The organism is Desulfovibrio sp., from assembly GCF_035644575.1.
GTDB lineage: Bacteria > Desulfobacterota > Desulfovibrionia > Desulfovibrionales > Desulfovibrionaceae > Desulfovibrio.
This window is the reverse complement of sequence record NZ_DASQOG010000093.1, coordinates 17,317-34,830: the sequence shown is the minus strand read 5'-3', so window position 1 is coordinate 34,830 and position 17,514 is coordinate 17,317. Positions and strand designations below refer to the sequence as shown.

Below are 17,514 nucleotides of genomic sequence, written 5' to 3'. Positions count from 1 at the left end.
GTTTTAGAGGCTGTCCTTTCACGCCGTCGACAGGGGTTCAAATCCCCTTGGGGACGCCACTTGAGAATAAAGGGTTACATTGAAAAATGTAACCCTTTTTTCGTGCGCTTTCTACAGCCCCACGGGCCGCATTCCCCGCAGCATTCATTTTTCTTCTACTCCGGCACCTTCTGCGCGTGAGGGCAAGCTGGCCTGCCCCTGTCTGCCATTTACTCTGGACGGACGCCATGCCCCGCCTTAGCGGCAGAGCAACCTACCATCAAACAGCCAGCAATCTCCAACATTCCCCAGCACGTGACCGCATACCCTCCCGACAAAAAAAAAGGGCGGCCCCCGAAGGGAACCGCCAGATTTGTCGGTGGAATAAATCCACTTGTTATAGTTGTCTATCCAATTCTATCCTGCTAAGAAAAATCAGATGACGTTTATCAAATATTAAATTTCACCCTTGCTGTCAATGGGGAATATATGCCAAAACTCTACCGCTACAATCTGGGAATTGATCTGGGTATTGCCTCTATCGGCACTTCTCTTGTGCTTATAGATGAAGAAGGCAATCCCCAAAAGCTTCTTGATCACGGTGTACGCACTTTTTCAATACCCGAAGGTGCGGCAATCAGACGATCAAAACGCCTTGAGCGCAAGCACATTCGCCGCAGGCGTCAGCGCATAGCCAAGCTTAAGCTTTTTTTGCAGCAACACCACCTGCTCCCCACGGATGACCAGCAACTGCGCGCCCTCATACGCACAAGCCCATATATCCTGCGCGAGCAAGGCGCTTCTGGTGTGTACCCATCGCTTTATTGCCTGGGGCGCAGCCTGCTGCACATGGCAAAATTCCGTGGGGCGGGCTTTTTAACGCAGTCAGAAGAAAACCCGGATGTCGATATTTCTGATGATCCGCCAAAGAAAAAAGACAGTCAGAAAACAGCCAACGCCTACCGCCTTCTGGAAAAAGCAGTAAAAGACAGCGGCAAAACGCTGTCGGCCTTTTTTGCAGAGCGCCTTGGGGAGAAAAAACCAATCCGCAGGCGAGCGCACCATGTGAGCAGCAAGGCCGTGGATTATGCAGTTCCGCGCTTTCTGGTCAAGGATGAGTTCCGCAAAATATGGGAGCAGCAATCACGCCATTACAAAGAACTGACCCCGGAACTCGAGCAGGAAATTTTCAGGCTGATTTTTAGCGACCACCCCCACGCGCCTTACGCCACAGGCTATTGCACGCTTATAGTGGGGCAAAAGCGCCTGCCTAGAATGCACAGGCTGGCAGAGCAAAGGCGTATTTACGAGCAGCTGGCCAATGTGCGCTACGTTACGCCCAAGGGCGAATATGCCCTGTCCAGAGAAATGCGCGACCACCTGGCGCAGCTGGCCTTTGGCGAAGGTACTAACCTTACAACAGCTGCCATAAAAAAAATACATTGCTCAAACCGCTGGGCAAACGGTGGTTCGCGTCAACCTTGGCGAAGACGCCAAAACCATTCGCGGATTCTGCCAGATTCAGGCCTTTGCGCATATTCCCGCATGGCAGACACTGCCGCCGCAAGAGCGGGATGAAATGGCTGATTTTATCGCCAACCCGGCCGTAAAACCAGAGGAAGAAAACAGCGTGCTGCTTCCGGAAGATGAGGTGATCGCTGCATTGTGCAAGCGCCTCGGCCTTTCAGGCCCGGAAGGTGAAAAGGCCGTCAGTATCGCCCTTGCCCGGCTCACGCCGGACAGGAGCAAACTCGGGCTTGAAGCCACCCAGCGCATTCTTGAAAAGCTGATCGAGGGCCAGCAGGTCGAAGCCATCGACCCGCATACTGGTGAAGTCACATCAACCTGGCAACCCCATACCCACCGTACCGCCGCCGATGCCTGCGGCTTTGAAGCGGAGGAAGAAACCCTGCGCAAAAAGCGTGGCACCTTTGCCTTGCTCCCCTACTATGGCGAGGTGCTGCGGCAGGATGTAACGCCCATCCATCCGTGGCACATCAAACAGGCAGCCCCGGAGGAGGCAGCGCACGGTCGCATTCCCAATCCTGTGGTGCACACGGCGCTCAACCAGTTGCGCAAGGTGGTCAATGAAATTGTGTCCCTTTATGGCAAGCCGCAGCGTATCCATATAGAGCTGGCCAGAGAACTGGGCATGTCCGCCGCCAAACGCGAGGAACTCCAGCGCGACATGCAAAAACGCGAAAGGGAAAACGCCCGTATTGACGCAGAGCTGGTAAAACTTGGTCTCTCCCCTTCGCGTACCAACCGCACAAAGTTCCGCCTGTGGGAGGAACAGGGCAAACGCAGCCTGTTCAGCTATGCCGAGATCAAACAGTCAGACATTGCCGCCTGCGAGATCGAGCACCTCATCCCGCAATCACACGGCGGGTCAGACAGCTATATGAATCTGGCCCTCGTATCCGGCAATGAAAATTTTGCCAAGGGCAATGCGTTTCCTTACGAGTTCATCCAAAAAAATTCTCCGGAGGCATGGCAGCACATTTCCAAGGCCATTGCGGAAAAATCCTTCCCCAAGGCCAAGGCATGGCGCTTTGCGCCCGATGCTTCCAACCGCTATGGCGAACAGGGCGATGAAGACGCCACAGACAGCCGCCTTTCCAATACAAGCTATATGGCAAAAATCGCGGCGCGCTATCTTTCCATGCTTTGCGCCGATGTGGTAGCCGTTAAGGGCGGCACCACCGCCAGATTGCGCCACCTGTGGGGGCTGGACGGCATTGAATATGAACTTTTGGGCCTACCCATCCGCAAGCACGAATACGACCCCAGTACGGGCGAAATACAGCTCAATAATTTTGGCTACCCGGTTCGCAATCCGTTATGGGTGGCAAAACCGCGCATAGATCATCGTCATCACGCCGTTGACGCCCTTGTGGCGGCCTGCACCACGCGCAGCATGGTGAGCCGCATGGTGCGCGATGAAAAAGCCAACAAGCGCTCGCCAGACTTTCCCTCGCCCTTGGGCGGCGATACTAGCTGGTTTCGCCAGCAGCTTCTGGAGGCACTGTGCAAGGTGGTGATTTCGCCCAAAAAGGAGCACGGCAAGGCCGGGCAACTGCACGATGCCACCAAGTACCGGATTTTGCAGCAGGATACGCGCCGCAACTCCGGCAAGACCCTGATACGCTACAGTAAACCTGTTGATACGCTGAAAGATAAAAAAAGCGTTTCCGGCATACTGCCGGGGGCGACCATTCCGCAGGATTTGCCCGCAGCAAGGGTTGCATCAGCGCAATGCAGGGCAATCAGGGACGCCATAGAATCGCGCTACATTATCGCCGCCGACACCATTGAAGCAAGGCGGCAGGAAGCCCGCAACAACGGAGGCACGGTGCGGGCGCTTACAGAAAAGGCAAGGGAAGAAGCCATTGTGGCCGAAGCCATTGCACTGGCCCGAAAGGATTGGGCCATTGGCGCAACCTACCCCATCATTGAATATAAAACGCTGGTTGCCGTTAATGATGCCTTGCAGTTTGGCTTTGAACCGAAAAACAACTATTGCGTTGAATTTTATGAAGACCAGAACGGCGCGGTGGGCTGGGAATGCATTACCCGCATAGATGCCAACAATCCCGCCTTTGTGCCCGAGTTGAAGGGCAAAGGTGGGCGGTTTATCTGGCGTTTGTGCATTGACGATGTCATTGAGGTGGAATTGACGCCAGAGCTCAAGGCCAAACTCAAGGTTCCCTGCCCTGTAGGCAAGTGCTACATGGTGGTGCAAAAAATGAGTTCCGGCAGGCTCCAGTGCAATCTGCTTAACGATGCACGCCCGCTCAATGGGCGCACTTCCACTATCAAAAGCGGCACGGTTGCCTTTGAGGAGTACAAAAGGTGGACAAGTGGCGAACTTGGCCTGGGCGTGTGGTGCCAGCTCAAGGCGCGCAAGGTGGATATTTCGCCATTTGGCAAAATACTGCACAAACACAAAAAACTCTGGCATGGCAAAAAGGCCACGTAAGCCAAGCCATTATGAGCTTATGTGGCTTGTTGTCATGTTTGATCTCCCGGTCAGCAGCAAGGCCGAAATGAAGCGTGCCACGCTTTTTCGCAACAGCCTGCTGGAACTGGGCTTCAGCCGAAAGCAGTTTTCGGTCTACATGCGCCACTGCGACAATCTGGAAAGCGCACAAAACATGGCCCAGAAAGTGCGGCACTGCCTCGTGCCCAATGGTTTTGTGTCTGTAGTGTTTATTACAGACAGGCAATACGGCATGACACAAAACTTCTTTGGCGAAGCAAAGGAAGAAAACGAAGCAAAAACGTTGGAAAACACCAAACAACTGTTTTTGTTCTAGCAGGCCGCCACGCCAGGCTGCTGCAAGAGCGGCAGTGACAAGGCGGGCTCTTTGGCAAGCACGCAGTCTGCAAAGGATTGGGCCACGGTATTTGTTGCGGGTATAAATGCCGTGGCCCCCGCCTTGCACTCCAGCTTGTGGGCAAGAATGCCGCTGAGGTGCTTTTTGGCAGGGGTATCCAGTGTTGCGGCAAACTCTGTGGCCTCAAGGTGCTCCACCACAAAGGCGTCCGCCACAGGGCGTAGCGGCTCCATCAGGTCATCCACAAGGCAAAAGGCGTTGAGCGTGTTACGGTGGTGTACGCCAAACATGGGCAACAGCCCTGCGGCGCACACGGCCCGCGCCACACACGAGCGCACAATGGCATAGGCATAGTTGAAAAGGCTGTTGCTGCCTTCCAGATCAGGCCGCCGCACAAAGCCCTTTCCCATAAGCGCAGGCCAGTACAGGCGCGCGGCCTGAGCTTCGTGGTTGTCCGTATCGCCGCTTTTCACCTTGCGCTGGAGCAGGTGCAACTTTGCCAGCACGGCTTGTTGCTCTGGCCGGAACCCGGCAAGCGTAGCGATCTGGTTATGTATTTTTGCCTGAATAATGCTTTTCCAAAGCTGCTTGTGAAGCACAGGCGGGCACTGAACCTGCTGTTTTGCAATGGCGGTGTGCCTGTGGTGCGCCGCGATGGGCGCGGCGATGGAAAGCGGCATGTAGTCTTTGCCGCAAATGATAATGGGGATATTGGCTTCGCCAAGGCGTACAAAAAAAGATTTTGCGAGGGTCGCCCCCTCTGCGCTGATGATGGCAGCCACCAGACTGTCTATGGGGATACGCCCGATTTCTGCCGAATCCTCGCAAACAATGACAAAACCACGCGAACACCGCACATGGCGGGAGTTTTCTGAAACTTCCAGAATATAGTTGCCCATCGCTCCCCCTTTTTCAAAAAAACAAAAAAATCCGTTTGAGCCGCATTGTCATCATGCAGTCAGACGGATTTTTTTGCGGCTTTTTCGGAGTAACCGCTTTCATTATAGCAGGTTACACCAATGAAGTTTAGCAGGATAGATTTGGACAGACAACTATAGCGGGGAGTATGAGCAAGACTGCGTGTTGCTAGTTTAGCAGGATAGATTTGGACAGACAACTATAGCTTACCGTCCGTCAGCCGTGGGCGGCACTGAAGTTTAGCAGGATAGATTTGGACAGACAACTATAGCAGAACTTTCACAGGGGCTTATTCTTTCTTGAGTTTAGCAGGATAGATTTGGACAGACAACTATAGCTGCCTTATGCACATATGCAAGCACGGGGTTAGTTTAGCAGGATAGATTTGGACAGACAACTATAGCCACATGCTGCATATCCTCCATGTGCCAACGAGTTTAGCAGGATAGATTTGGACAGACAACTATAGCCTCAGCAGACTGTTCAACACGTTGTGACCAAGTTTAGCAGGATAGATTTGGACAGACAACTATAGCAAACCTGGCGACATTATCTACAGCGGAATGAGTTTAGCAGGATAGATTTGGACAGACAACTATAGCTGACCAGCTATCCCCTCCGCCGCTTCCCCCTTGCCCAGATGGGCAAACCGCCGCTATACTTGACATTGCCCGGCCTGACGCCGAAGGCAATCCTTCAAAGGAAACCGCCCATGCCCGCATCCCTGCTGCTCAATCCCTTCCGCACCGCGCCCGCTCAGGGTGTGGACGTTAGCGATTTTTCGCCCGCCGTGGCCCGGCACGTCCGCGCATACCACGCATCTTTCAGCCAGTACCGCCCCACTCCATTGGTAAGCCTGCCGGGGCTGGCGGCAAGCCTTGGCCTGAAAAACGTCTGCGTTAAGGACGAATCGCACCGCTTTGGCCTCAACGCCTTCAAGGTGCTTGGCGGCTCTTACGCCGTGGCCCGCTGCCTTGCCGAGCGCATGCACCTGCCAGCCGAGGGCCTTGTGCGGGGCATGCTTGACGCCCCCGCCGCCAGAGCAGCCGCAGGGCAGATCACCTTTATCAGCACTACGGACGGCAACCACGGCAGGGGGCTGGCATGGACAGCCCGCGAGCTGGGCTATCCCTGCATCATCTACATGCCCAAAGGGTCGGACAAAACCCGCCAGAACAACATTCTGGCGCTTGACGCGCAGTGCAGCATCACTCATCTCAATTATGACGACACCGTGCGTATGAGCTGGAATCTGGCGCAGGAAAAAGGCTATGTGATGGTGCAGGATACCGCGTGGGATGGCTACGAGCAGATTCCCGCATGGATCATGCAGGGGTACTTGACCCTTGCCGCAGAAGTTCTGGAGCAGATGGACGCAGCCGCCATTCGCCCGACCCACTGTTTTCTTCAGGCTGGCGTGGGGTCATTTGCCGCTGCGGTTGCGGGTTTTCTGGTGGCGGCCCTTGGCGAGGCGGCCCCACGATTCATTGTGGTGGAACCGCACGCCGCCGATTGCTTTTACCGCTCCGCACTGGCGGGCGACGGCAAGGCCCACGCCGTGGGCGGCGACCTGCAGACCCTCATGGCGGGGCTTGCCTGCGGCGAACCGAGCAGTCTGGCCTGGAGCATTCTCAAGGATTACAGCACGGCCTTCATGTCCTGCCCGGATTACATGGCAGCCAATGGCATGCGTTTGCTGGCAGCGCCCGTGAGGGACGATCAGCCCATTGTTTCCGGCGAATCTGGCGCGGCTGGCGCGGGTGCGCTGCACTGGCTCATGAGCAGCCCCGCTGCGGCAGACCAGCGCGAAACTCTGGGCCTGAACGCCGAAGCCTCGGTTCTGCTTATCAGCACCGAGGGCGACACTGTGCCGCACATCTACAAAAAAATTGTCTGGCAGGGCGCGTATGCGGATGAGGAACGCGCCTGACAACAGCCGCACCCGTCAACCATACATCCGTCAGATGCGGCATCCATGCGCAGGCCACACCGCAACGGGTGCATATATGCAGCCCCTGCGCCCATTAGCGGTTGTTTTCCCATTCCTTTTTCAGCAGGGCATAGAGGCATGTATTTTCGTATTTGGGCGTTCCATCGGTATTGCTGACAAATGAAATGAACTCCTTGAAAAGCCCTTCCCTGCGCATGCCCAACCGCTCGCACAGTTTTTGCGAACGGATATTGTCATCTTCCACATAGGCATATATCCGCCGTGCGCCCTTGTGGGTAAAAAGGATACCAAAGAACGCCCTTGCGGCCTCGCTTGCGTATCCTTTCCCCTCATGGCTGGCGCTCAGATGCCAGCCCACGCCATAGGAATCCGGCTCATCGTTCGCGGCAAACATCAGCCCGATCATCTCATCCTGCTCTTTGAGGCAAACCGCCAGTTGCACTGGGTCTGCGCTTCGCCGCGCAACATCGGCAACCGCCGCTTCCATCGAATCCAGACGGTCAGGCGCAAAACAGTGGACGCGTGGGTGCGAAAGCATTTCAAAGAGGCCTGCCGCATCCTTGGCTTCAAAAGGTCTCAGGACAAGACGTTCCGTTTCAAATTTTGCCACAGCAACCTCCTGTATTTCAAAATCATGATCCCTGATCATGGCATGCTCAATGTTGTTCTTGCTGGGCCGCAGGCTCGGCAGAAGGCTCTTTTCGCCGCAGCTTTCCGCTGAAAAAGCGGCTCACTACAATGAAGAACAGCGGCGTATAGTAAATGCCCAATCCTGTCGCGGTGATCATGCCCGTCAGCACTGCTGTACCAAGGGCGTTTTGCGCGCCGGAGCCTGCCCCGCTGCTGAGCGCCAGCGGCACCACACCAAGAATGAAGCATAGCGAGGTCATTATGATGGGCCGCAGGCGAAGCCGGGAGGCCTCCACCGTGGCTGCAACCAGTTCTTTGCCGCCCCTGTGCATTTCTCTGGCAAATTCCACGATCAGGATTGAGTTCTTGGCCGATAGGCCAATGATCGTCAGCAGTGCAATTTGCAGGTAGATGTCGTTATTCATGCCGCGCAGGTACACGCCGCCCAAGGCGCCCACAATGCCCGTGGGCACCGCCAGCAGCACCGCCAGCGGGATAGTCCAGCTTTCGTACAGGGCAGCCAGACAAAGAAAGACCACGATAATGGAAACAGCGTACAGCAAAGGGGCCTGACTTGCGGACACACGCTGCTGATAGGAAAGCCCCGTCCAGGCATAATCAAAACCGGGGGGCAGACTTGCCGCGCTTTTTTCCATTGCCGTCATGGCCTGCCCGGTGCTTTGCCCCGGCGCGGCGGCCCCTTCAATCTTTACGGACGGTATGCCCTGATAGCGGGTCAGGCTTGGTGAAGCCAGAACGGATTTTACGCCGATGAAACTGGAGAACGGCACCATCTCGTCCTTGGCGTTGCGCAGATAAAAACGGCTGAAATCGCCTATTCCGGCGCGAACCGAAGGCTCCGCCTGAAAGTAAACCTTTTTTGTTCTGCCCTTGTCCGAAAAATCGTTGATATACTCGCCTGCCCAGTAAGCGCTGATGGCGCTGTTTATTTCGGCTCTGCTCAGGCCGTAAGCGCCAGCCTTGCTGTTGTCGATGACCAGATCGTACTGTTCGGTATCGGCCATGCCGCTATACCTTACGCTGGTAACAGCAGTGGATTTTGCCGCACTTTCCAGCAGGGCATCCTTGGCGTTGAGCAAGGCCGCGTGCCCTTTGCCGCCGCGATCCATCAGTTCCAGTTCAAAGCCGGAGGAAGTGCCAAGCTCCATGACCGCCGGGGGCGACATCACAACTATTTCCGCCCCGGCTATGGATGAAAACCGTTCCGTGGCGCGTTCCATCACGTCAGAGGCGCTCTGCCCCGGGCCGCGTTTGCTCCAGTCCTTGAGCAGGGGAAGCACCATGGCCGAATTCTGGCCGGAACCGCTGAATCCCCAGCCGATAACACACATGACGCTTTCTATGGAATCCTTTTCGTCGTTGCGAAAGTAGGCATCGACCTCTTTGACAATCTTTTCCGTGCGTTCAAGTGACGCGCCCGGCGGCAACTGCACGTCAACATACAGTATTCCCTGATCTTCATCCGGCAAAAATGCCGAGGGCAAAAGCATAAATAAAGCCAGGCACCCTGCTGCCAAAGCCGCAAATACCACGCCCCACCACAAAGGTTGCCGCACCATGCCGCTCACGCCACGGCTGTAACGTTCCGTAAAGGCGGCAAACCATCGGTTGAAGCGCCCAAAGAAGCCTTCGCCCGTTCCGTTGCCATGCGTACGCAGCATGGTGGCGCACAGGGCAGGCGTAAGCACAATGGCAACCACCACAGAAAGCACCATTGACGCAACAATGGTCACGGAAAACTGCCGGAAGATTGCCCCGGTGGAACCGGGCATAAAGGCCATGGGAACAAACACGGCGGATATGACCACGGCAACGCCTACAAGCGCCCCGGTTATCTGCCGCATGGATTTGAGCGCGGCCTCCTTTGGGGCAAGCCCTTCATCGCGCATGAGGCGTTCCACATTTTCCACCACAACAATGGCGTCATCCACCAAAAGGCCGATAGCCAGCACCATGCCGAACATGGTCAATGTGTTGATGGAAAAACCCGTGGCCGCAAATACCGCGAACACCCCGAGCAGCACCACAGGCACGGCAATGGCCGGAATAAGCGTGGCCCGGTAGCTCTGCATGAACACAAACATCACCGCGACCACAAGCGCGATGGCCTCAAACAGGGTACGCACAACCGAGCGTATGGATTTTTCCACAATAGGCGCGCGGTCATCGGCATAGGCATATTTGAGCCCCGGCGGGAAAAAGCTGGCGAGCGACTGCAATTCTGCCTTGATGCCCTTGGTGGTTTGCAGAACATTGGCCCCGGACGACAGCTTGAAAGCCAGCCCCGTGCCCGCATGCCCATTGAAAAACGTGACACCCATGAAGCTTTCTTCGTTCAGCTCGATGCGGGCAACATCCTTGAGCAGCACTGCGGAGCCGTTTTCTTCCACCCGCAGTTGGATCTGTTCAAACTGTTCCGCCGTTTCCAGGCTGGATGAGGCGTTGATGGCAATATTGATCTCCTGCCCCGGCACGGCAGGGGCCGCCCCCACCTGACCGCCCGCAACCTGGGCGTTCTGGGCGCGCACGGCAGCAATAATATCCTGCGGATTCAGCTTGTACTGGCGCATTTTATCCGGGTCGCACCAGATGCGCATGGCATTCTGAGAACCGTACAGGGTGATTGTGCCAACCCCTTGAACGCGGCTCAAGGGGTCAACCAGCGAGCTTGCCACGAAGTCGCTTATGTCGTTGGGGCGCATGGTGTCGCTGGCATCGTAAAAAGCCACGGTCATGAAGGAATTGTCCACGGCTTTGGATACCTGAACGCCCTGCCGCTGCACGGTATCGGGCAACAGGGAGAGAGCCTGCTGCACCTTGTTCTGCACCTGCACCTGCGCGGTATCGGCATCCGTGCCCGCAGCAAAGGTGAGGGTAATTTCCGTACCGCCGGAGGAACTGCTGGTTGATTTCATGTGCAGCAGGTTGTCCAGACCTTTTATCTGCTGCTCAATGATCTGCGTGACACTGCGGTCAACAATGGACGCGGTCGCTCCGGGGTACTGGGCAGAGATGGATATCTGCGGCAAGGCGATATCCGGATAATGCGCAACAGGAAGCTTGCCCAGGGCCAACAGCCCGGCCAGCATAATGATGATGGCAATAACCCAGGCGAAAATGGGGCGATTGATGAAAAAAGCTGCCATACCCTACCGCGCCTCGGTGGTTGATGCCGGGGCGGCAGCCTTGGCCTGCAATGATTGCGCAGGCACGCCCCGGACAAGCTCGCCGGAGGCCGCTTTCTGGAAGCCCTCAACCACCAGCATGTCGCCAGCGCCGAGGCCCGCGCCCACAATCCAGCGGTTGCCGTATGCGCGGTCAATGCTCACATCGCGCCGCGTCAGACGATAAATTCCGTCCTTCGCGCCTTCTTTCTGCAAGACGTAAACAGAGTGCGCGCCCGTATTGTTCACAAAGGCGGCCCCCTGCGGGATCAGCACAGCCTTGTCCACCGAGCCTTCTTCAATAGCGGCCTTAACGTACATGCCCGGCAGCAGCAGCCCGTCAGGATTATCGACCACAGCCCGCAGCATGATGCTTCCCGTGCTCTGCGCGACAGATATTTCAGAAAACAGCAGGTCGCCCTGTATCCAGGCCGATTCACCAGCATGCGCTGCTGTGGAGACTGGCGTATAGGGCGAACCGTCTTCCAGCGTCAGCCTGATTTTTGCTGTATTGCCGTTGGCGGATATGCGGCCTTGCGCAAGGGCGCGACGCAGGCGAATAGCCTCCGCGCTGGATTGCGTCATATCAATATAGACGCGGTCAATCTGCTGGATAACGGCCAGGGGGGATGACTGGTTGGCAGTAACCAGAGCGCCGACCGTAACGGCAGAGGCCCCAATGCGGCCTGACACCGGGGCTTTTATTTCTGTATAGGCAAGGTTGATGGCCGCTGTTTCAAGTTCGGCCTCCGCCCTGGCAACGCGGGCGCGGGCCTGACCATGCTGCGAAATGGAATTGTCCAGCTCCTGCTGGCTTACAGCGTACTGCTTGATCAGCAGCCTCTGGCGTTTTTCCAGCAGGGCAATGGCGGTAACAGCGGCCTTTGCCTCCGCAAGCGAGGCTCTGGCCGTGGCGTGGGCCGCCTGATAGATGGCCGGGTCTATGCGGTACAAGACCTGCCCTTTTTTTATATCAGCGCCTTCCTCAAAAAGCCGCTCAATGATAATGCCGTCAACCTGAGGCCGAACCTCCGCCGTTACCAGCGCGGAGACCCTGCCCGGCAGTGTGCTGCTCAGGGTCAGCTTTTCTTCCCCCAGCACGAGGTATTGCACCTCGGCATGGGCTGGGCCAGACTCCTCCGCCTTGGTGCAGCCAAGGGCGAGCACGGTCAGCCACAGGGGCACGAGCAGCCACAGTCGAAATTTTTTCATACTAAACCAGCACATTACAAACACCTCTGCTCTTGTATGGGCAAGCGACTTCCGGCTTGCCCTTTTGCCTGTAATTTGCCAGCGTAAACTATACAGTTACTTTAGAGTCAAGGAAAAAATGAAATGAAAAAGAACCTGCTCACCTCAGGCGAATTCGCCAGCCTGTGCGGCACGCAAAAAGGCACCCTGCTGTTTTACGAAAAGGAAGGGTTGCTGAAACCCAGGCACGTTTCAGAAAACAGGTACCGGCGATACGGGATTGAGCAGTATTTTGAATTTGACCTGCTCTCCATGCTCAAGGAGGTCGGCAGCTCGCTGAAGGAAATCAAGGCGCACCTGCATAACATGAACGGCGAGGACTTCCTGTCATTCTTGCAGGAAAAACAGCTCGCCGCAGAAAAGGAACTGCGCCGGGTGGCCCAGCGCAGGCTGATGCTCAAAGACATGACCGCCTGCCTGCGCGAAGCCCTGGATTTTGAATACGACACCATGACCGTGCGGCATCAAAAGGCAGAACGGCTGGAAATGACGCCCACAGGCGCAAGCCCGTCAGAATCTCAGTGGGAACTTGTGCAGCGTTTTGTGGAATATAATCGTGGCTATGAGCAGCAGGAGGAAAAACCGCGTTACCCCTTTGGCGTTGTCTTTTGCCTGGATGACATACGGCAGGGCAGCTATGTTGAGCGGTATTACTTCACCAGGGTGCGGCGCTCCACGCCGCCCTCCCTCCTCCATATCAAACCAGAGGGAAAATACGCCATTCTGGCCCACAGCGGTACGGATGCATCACACCGGCTGGCCCTTGCCGATATGCTGGAAAAGGTCAGCGCTGCCGCCCTGACCATTAAAAGCGAGGTCTACGTGTGCGACATGATGAGTTACGTCATGCAGGAGGGCGGCGACTGCTACGCGCTGAAATACGCCATCCGTGTGGAATAGCGGCATGGGGCCTCAATTGACGGCTCCCCGTAATCAAGCAGCCAGCAAGGCCCGTGCGCGCGCCTCAAGCCCTGCCGATACGTATTTTCCTCTTGCGGGCGGGGCGCTGTAATCGTAAAGATATGCAAGAGCTACACGATTGCTCCACCAAAATCACAACGAGGCCCCACATGCAGGTTTGCAAAAAAATGGCTGACGGCGTTTTGCATGTCAGCATAGCGGGCAAGATCGACACCGTGACGGCTCCGGCGCTGGACAGGGATTTGCAGGAAGACTGCGGCGCTGCGGACGAACTGGTGCTTGATTTCAGCGAGGTGGACTATATTTCCAGCGCAGGCCTGCGCATATTGCTGCGCCTGCACAAGCGCATGGTTCAGCGTAAGGGCATGCGCATCATCCACGCCAATGAAACCGTGAGGGAAGTATTCAGCATCACAGGTTTTGTGGATCTGTTTACCATAGAATAGCCGCACACCCGCAAGCCCGCGCCGCCAGGTTCGGGCTTTCCTTATGCTGCGCGGGCAAGCCCGCAAAGGCGGGCCGCCATGCACAAGTTATTTCACAAATGGCTTTTTATCTGCATTTTTCCCGCCTTTTGCCTCACGCTTGCCGCATCCTATCTGTTGCAGACCCGTCAGGCCGAAGAAAACGCCCGCCACATGCTTTCCAGCAATCTGGACGATGGGGAAAAATATCTGCGCATGGTCATCACCAATGCCGCCTACATCCGCGAAATTTCCGATGCTGGGGCTTTGACCAAGGCGCGGGCCTTTGCGGCCATAATCACGCAAAACCCAAACATACTTAACGTCCCAACAATATTACATTTTTTGCGAAAACTGCTGGATGTGGAGGAGCTGAACGTTGCGGACGACCGGGGAGTGATCATCGCCTCCACGGGCCCCTTTGCGGGTTACGACATGGCCTCTTCGCCGCAGTCTGCGGCATTTTTGCCAGCCCTGCGCGATCTGGATTTTGCCCTTGTGCAGGATATTGAAGAGCGCGGCGCAGACCGAGTGCCCTTTCAGTATGCTGGCGTGGCCCGCCGCGACTGCACGGGCATTGTGCAGATCGGCTATTCCCCCAAGCGCCTGACAGCCGCCCTGCGCTCCGCTGCTGTGGATCAGATCGCCCCCCGCTATCATATTGGCTCCAACGGTTTTATGGCCATCTCCATTTACGGAGCCGTCATCAGCACGGGCAACGAGGCCGCTGTTCCCCTTGGGGCCAATGTGAATGCCCTCGGCCTCATACAGCCAGACGGCAAGGGGCTGGTTTCCATTCTCGGCAAGCAGTACATCTGCCAGAACATCGAGGTGGAGGGCTACACCCTCTTTGCCCTGCTGCCACGCAACGAGGTATTTTTCTCGCGCGACAGCATGCTCCTGTACATTGCGGCCTGCAATCTGGCGCTGTTTGCCGTGATTTTCTGGATGGTGTCGCATCTGGTCAAACGTCTGGTTATCAACGATGTGTACCGCGTTAACGAAGACCTGCAAAAAATCACCTCCGGCAATCTGGATGTGGTGCTCAACGAGCGCACCACACCGGAATTCGGGCTGCTCTCGGACGGCATCAACAAGACCGTACAGAGCCTCAAGGCGGCCATCAGCGCCGCAGCTGGCCGAATAGACGCGGAGCTGGAATTTGCCCGCGCCATCCAGTGTTCCTCGCTGCCAAGCGTTTTCCCCGCCTATCCCGAGCGGGAAGATTTTGACATTTTTGCCGTCATGCGCGCCGCCAAGGTGGTGGGCGGCGATTTTTACGACTTCTATTTGCGGGATAAAAACCAGCTTGTGATCGTGGTGGCCGATGTGGCGGACAAGGGCATCGGCGCGGCCCTGTTTATGATGACGGCCAAAACCCTCATCAAGAGCCTTGCGGAATCGGGCCTTTCCCCGTCAGAAATATTCACGCAGGCCAACAAGCGCATCACGGCGCACAATGACCAGGATATCTTTCTCACTGCCTTTCTTGCGGTGCTTGACCTCACCACCGGGCGGCTGGTCTGCGCCAATGCCGGGCATGAACACCCGCTGGTATTCAGACGCGCCGAGGGCAGCTATGCATGGCTTGAAGCAGGCCACGGCCTGCCGCTGGGGGCCATGCCCAACTCCCGTTACAGGGAGCAGACCTTTCAGATTGCCCCCGGCGACCGTATGTTGCTTTATACCGATGGGGTGAGCGAGGCGGAGAACAGCCGGGGCGAACGCCTTGGCCTCAGCGGCATAGAAAGCGCCGTGCGGGGCACCGAACGTATGGATGCGGAGCAGACCGTGCAGGCCCTGCTGCGCCAGGTGGACGATTTTGCCGCTGCCGTGGAGCAGGCGGACGACATCACCATTCTGGCGCTGGAATTTACTGGTCTGGCCTGGGATGAACTGCTCATAACAGCGGATGACGCTCATCTGGAAACTCTGCTGGCCTTTCTGGAAGAAAAGCTCAAGGCCGCCCAATGCCCTGCCGCCACCCTGCCAATGCTGCTGGTTACTGCGGAAGAAGTCTTTGCCAACATCGCCCACTATGCCTACGCCCCGGATCAGGGAACCGTGCTGGTGCGCTGCCGGATGCGCTCCGGGCCATTTCAGGCCGTGATGCAGTTTCAGGATACAGGCCGCCCCTTCAACCCCCTGCACCAGCCAGACCCGGATACAAGCCTGCCCGCCGAGCAACGCCGCGAGGGAGGGCTGGGCATTGCCATGATGCGCAAGATCATGAGCAGGGTGGAATATGCCCGCACTGAGGACGGCAAGAACATTTTAACCCTCTGGAAGCAGGAAGACGCCTGAGCGCCGGGCCTGGCTCGGCCCGCCTGATTCGCAGCCCGCGCCAGCCTCCTGCGTCAGGTGCGGCATCTTCGCCGCGTGGTTGCCGGTTCTGCCAATGCCCATAGGGAGTAGCATCATGGAAGCAAAAAAAGCCATCATCGAGGCTGTGGCAGAATACCTTGCCCCGCTCTTCGGCCCCGCCACCGAAATTCTGGACGATGACTACACCAGGGAAAATTTTGAAGACCTCGCCGAAATGAACGGCAGGCGCTTTATGCTGCGGGTCGCCCTTACCGGTCAGCCGGAGGATGAAGTGTACCTGTTCCGCGCCATTCCATTTACGGAAACGGAGCAGGCCATTGCCCGCAACATTCTTGATGAATGGGAAAAAATCTTCACCACGCCCCATATAGATGATTACGCCGCCGTGTGCATACGGCAGGCGCAGATCATCGGCATTGCAAAAATACTCTCGCCAGAGCGGCACACAACGGTGCTGCGCATGCTGAATCTGCTGTCGTTCTGGTCGAGTGAAACGTATGAAGGCGACAAGATATCCTTCTGCGTGGGCATTGACGAAGACGATCCCCGCCCCGGCAGCGTGAATTTTTTTGATGCCAGCAAGGAGGACTACGCCAAGGTGCTCACCTCCGGCTGCGACACCCTGCTGGTGTGCAATGCAGAGGGCGGCATAACCGCGTACTGCGAGGCGGATTTGCCCGCAGAGGCCGAGGCGGCCCATGTTTACGCGCCTCTGGCCTTTCTGCCCGTGGCCTACTGGACATCACAAAACAGATGCGCTTTTTGCCTCAGCAGAAACGGCGACGTCCTCATCTTCAAAAACAGGCAGCTCTTTTTTGCCAAAAGGCGCGGCAAGTGGCTGCACTTTTCGCATCAGGCCTACCTTGCCGAGCTTGGCTATCAGGGGCAAGGCGGCAGCAGGGGCACCATTGAGGCGCTGTACCTGAGCCTGCTTGATGTTTCATTCAGGCGCAAGGGCGCGTGTATCGGCTTTTTCCGCACCAACGCCGTTACCCCGTGGATGATAAACGAACGCCGTAACCAGCGCATTGGACAGAACATTTCCCAGGATGAACTGGTGCGCATTTCGCAAGACAGGCTGCACGGCTACCTCAACGAAATAGTCAGCCAGGGCGATATGCTGGCGCACGATGCCAGCAGCAAAACCGCGCTGCTTCGCTCGGCTCTGCCCAGCCTGAATTTCGCGCAGATTCCGCGCAAGCTGCGGGCCGAGCTTCTTTCCATTGATGGCGCAACCCTGATCTTTGACGATGGCAGCGTTTTTGCGGTGGGGGCTATCCTCAAGATTCCCGGCGGCAGCAGCAGCGGCGGGCGCAAGGCGGCAGCCATGACCCTGGCCGAACACGGCATCGGCATCAAGGTTTCCAACGATGGGCATATCACTGCCTGGAGCCGCAGGGCCGAGGAAGGACAGGCCCTGTTTGAAATAGGCTAAGCGGCGGCAAATTTTGGTGAGGCTGGAAAAAACGTTCTTTTGTGAGCCCTGTCAGCACGGATTGTGTGCTCAAACGAGAATAACCGCTCCACCCGGCATTTTTTTTGTCTTGTCATGA

The 17,514-nt window shown here is 56.7% G+C and carries 12 protein-coding genes and 1 CRISPR repeat array; of the genes, 8 read left to right on the top strand and 4 right to left on the bottom strand.

What is annotated here, in order from left to right:
- The first annotated feature begins 468 nt into the window (after nucleotides 1–468).
- From cas9 (VEZ52_RS05025) to cas2, 3 genes are read left to right on the top strand one after another with little or no spacing between them, the layout of a single operon-like run.
- On the top strand, nucleotides 469–1,557 hold the full coding sequence (cas9, locus tag VEZ52_RS05025) for a type II CRISPR RNA-guided endonuclease Cas9 (RefSeq protein ID WP_324835814.1): 1,089 nt from the start codon (nucleotides 469–471) through the stop codon (nucleotides 1,555–1,557).
- Nucleotides 1,445–3,958, top strand: a complete 2,514-nt coding sequence (gene cas9, locus VEZ52_RS05020) for a type II CRISPR RNA-guided endonuclease Cas9 (RefSeq protein ID WP_324835813.1) — start codon at nucleotides 1,445–1,447, stop codon at nucleotides 3,956–3,958. Before cas9 (VEZ52_RS05025) ends, cas9 (VEZ52_RS05020) begins: the two co-directional genes overlap by 113 nt.
- Nucleotides 3,939–4,295 (top strand): CRISPR-associated endonuclease Cas2, encoded by a 357-nt coding sequence (gene cas2, locus VEZ52_RS05015; protein WP_324835812.1) that lies wholly within the window; start codon nucleotides 3,939–3,941, stop codon nucleotides 4,293–4,295. Before cas9 (VEZ52_RS05020) ends, cas2 begins: the two co-directional genes overlap by 20 nt.
- Here the strand turns inward: cas2 and cas1 are convergent.
- Nucleotides 4,292–5,215 (bottom strand): type II CRISPR-associated endonuclease Cas1, encoded by a 924-nt coding sequence (gene cas1 / locus VEZ52_RS05010; protein ID WP_324835811.1) that lies wholly within the window; start codon nucleotides 5,213–5,215, stop codon nucleotides 4,292–4,294. The genes cas2 and cas1 overlap by 4 nt on opposite strands.
- Nucleotides 5,216–5,339: 124 nt before the next feature.
- A CRISPR array of direct repeats spans nucleotides 5,340–5,836; the repeat unit is 36 nt; unit sequence AGTTTAGCAGGATAGATTTGGACAGACAACTATAGC.
- Between the two features lie 110 nt (nucleotides 5,837–5,946).
- Here cas1 and dpaL point away from each other — a divergent pair.
- Complete coding sequence (gene dpaL, locus VEZ52_RS05005) at nucleotides 5,947–7,164, top strand: diaminopropionate ammonia-lyase (protein WP_324835810.1); 1,218 nt, start codon at nucleotides 5,947–5,949, stop codon at nucleotides 7,162–7,164.
- A 94-nt stretch (nucleotides 7,165–7,258) separates the two neighbouring features.
- Here the strand turns inward: dpaL and VEZ52_RS05000 are convergent, their stop codons facing one another.
- From VEZ52_RS05000 to VEZ52_RS04990, 3 genes are read right to left on the bottom strand one after another with little or no spacing between them, the layout of a single operon-like run.
- On the bottom strand, nucleotides 7,259–7,795 hold the full coding sequence (locus VEZ52_RS05000; RefSeq protein WP_324835809.1) for a GNAT family protein: 537 nt from the start codon (nucleotides 7,793–7,795) through the stop codon (nucleotides 7,259–7,261).
- Nucleotides 7,796–7,841: 46 nt separating this feature from the next.
- A complete protein-coding gene (locus tag VEZ52_RS04995) occupies nucleotides 7,842–10,982 on the bottom strand; it encodes an efflux RND transporter permease subunit (protein ID WP_324835808.1) in 3,141 nt (1,046 codons plus the stop codon).
- A 3-nt stretch (nucleotides 10,983–10,985) separates the two neighbouring features.
- Nucleotides 10,986–12,212, bottom strand: a complete 1,227-nt coding sequence (locus VEZ52_RS04990; protein ID WP_324835807.1) for an efflux RND transporter periplasmic adaptor subunit — start codon at nucleotides 12,210–12,212, stop codon at nucleotides 10,986–10,988.
- 123 nt (nucleotides 12,213–12,335) lie between these two features.
- On the opposite strand from VEZ52_RS04990, the gene VEZ52_RS04985 reads away from it, so the two are divergent.
- From VEZ52_RS04985 to VEZ52_RS04970, 4 genes are all read left to right on the top strand, one after another.
- Nucleotides 12,336–13,151 (top strand): MerR family transcriptional regulator, encoded by an 816-nt coding sequence (locus VEZ52_RS04985; protein ID WP_324835806.1) that lies wholly within the window; start codon nucleotides 12,336–12,338, stop codon nucleotides 13,149–13,151.
- Nucleotides 13,152–13,321: 170 nt separating this feature from the next.
- Entirely contained in the window at nucleotides 13,322–13,618 is a 297-nt protein-coding gene (locus tag VEZ52_RS04980; protein WP_022658308.1) for an STAS domain-containing protein, read from the top strand.
- Between the two features lie 78 nt (nucleotides 13,619–13,696).
- Entirely contained in the window at nucleotides 13,697–15,940 is a 2,244-nt protein-coding gene (locus VEZ52_RS04975; protein WP_324835805.1) for a SpoIIE family protein phosphatase, read from the top strand.
- Between the two features lie 115 nt (nucleotides 15,941–16,055).
- Nucleotides 16,056–17,396, top strand: a complete 1,341-nt coding sequence (locus tag VEZ52_RS04970; RefSeq protein WP_324835804.1) for a hypothetical protein — start codon at nucleotides 16,056–16,058, stop codon at nucleotides 17,394–17,396.
- Nucleotides 17,397–17,514 lie beyond the last annotated feature (118 nt).